The organism is Psychrobacter sp. 1U2, from assembly GCF_051847575.1.
Genome location: NZ_JBPYDC010000101.1, coordinates 1 through 1867, shown reverse-complemented (window position 1 = coordinate 1867; position 1867 = coordinate 1). Strand labels below are relative to the sequence as shown.

Below are 1867 nucleotides of genomic sequence, written 5' to 3'. Positions count from 1 at the left end.
TGCTCAGCTTGCTTCAAATATAGGTTTGGGTTTTGCCACATTTCTTGTATAGTTTGATAAACTTCATTTGGTTTCGCATAGACAGCTGAATTTCCAAATATTTCCTCAAACTCTGGCGGCAATATGACTACCTTACCTAGAGCCATCGCTTCCATAATATTTCGTCCGAACTCTTCAATATAGTCTTCATGGGTATAGTGGATGAAAAAATCTAACTTTGATATAAACTCTGTCACAGAAATAGCATCGAAATCAATAGCTTGCCAATTCTTAGGGAGTTTACCGATTTGCTTTTTAGGTGTTTGTACACCGCCCATCAACAGAACATTAATATCGCTTTTATCAGCAAGGTAGGCCTGCTTGATTTCATTTTTATCTTTAGGCCACTTAGTCCAATGATCTCTAGAATGTCGACCTACTATAATCTTTCTATTTGTACCAAATTCTAATGGTAAGCTTATGCTTGTATTATCTAGCTCATGGTTATATGGAGGAAACCAAGTGTCTTCGTATACATTATCAACTATGCCAGACTTATTTAATGTTTCTATTACTCTTGGTGATATTGGTATCCATAGTGGACTGACATTAAATAACTTCTTACATAATGCAGTTACTTCATTACTGTCATAGTAACTAGGTTCTTGCGACCATAACTGCATTGGAGACTGATTTACTAGTATACCTAGTTTATTGCACGTTATACTAGGAACAGCATCAATCTCAAAGTTCAAAATAGGGGGGTGATGTATTATAACTAGTTTAGCAGTGACCTCATCTTCGGGTACTAAAAAATCTATGTTTTCATTGTAGGAAAGCTTTGTATACTCATCAGCTATCTCTGCCGTTTTTAAATCGTATCTTGGCCAATGAAACAATCCTACTTTCCAGCCCAAGGCTTCAGCAGCTTTAATATAGCCTTCATTGCACCGTCTTGTCCCCCCCAAAAGGCTTAAATCTGATATTAGTATCAAGTCATAATGAATATTCTTCTCCCAGTGTTTAGGTGCTAAACCATGAGGTATAGGAAAGGGATATTTTTTACTAGTTCTAGTATAACTAAGTGGTTTATCCTTATTATTTTCACGCCAAAATTTCGCTTGTCTCGAATACTCATGACGTATTCCAAAAGTTAGGCTGTTTAGACTCGTACCAGCTTGTTGTGTCAGAGAGTTATCATGTACTAAAAAGAATGAGAAGGGAATGTTTTGCATGATATCTACTATAGAATCTTCACCCCATAATATGCGTGCTCGTTGTATAAACTCATCATCTGCATTAGCAGATACAGCGTCCCACTCACCTAGAGATTTTATATCTTCTGATCTTATTAGAAGAGAGGGGTAACTTCTATGTACATACTCAAGATTCCCTCTTTGTGGTCGTAAAATAAACTTAAAATCTGGAGTCACTCTTGTCATATAAGAGCAAGTAATCTTTATAGACTTATCGTTAAGCATTACCTCCATTTGTTTTTCAAGCATTTGGGGGTGCGACCAATCATCACTATCATGCACAGTGATGAAATCACCGCTTGCCAAGCTTAACGCTCTATTTCGAGTAGTATAAGCACCCCTGTTTCTTTCATTACGATATATTTTGAGTCGACTATCTTTAGCAGCTAATTCTTCCAAAATCTCCCAGCTTCTATCAGAGCTACAATCTTCTACAGCAATAATTTCTAAGTTCTGCCATGTCTGATTAAGCATTGAGTTTATTGACAGCTCAATAAATTCCTCAGCTTGATAAACAGGCATCAGTACACTAATTTTAAATTCACTTTCTTCAACATTATGTAAAACAGAACAACCTATATTACCAAATACAAACCCTTTATTTTCATCTAATAATGATAATGGGCTTATGT

General features: G+C 36.0%; 1 protein-coding gene. It reads right to left on the bottom strand.

Going from position 1 to position 1867, the window contains the following annotated elements; all coding sequences use genetic code 11:
- A partial coding sequence (locus ACS8FD_RS13505) for a glycosyltransferase (RefSeq protein ID WP_439276257.1) occupies positions 1-1867 on the bottom strand: 1867 nt, incomplete at both ends.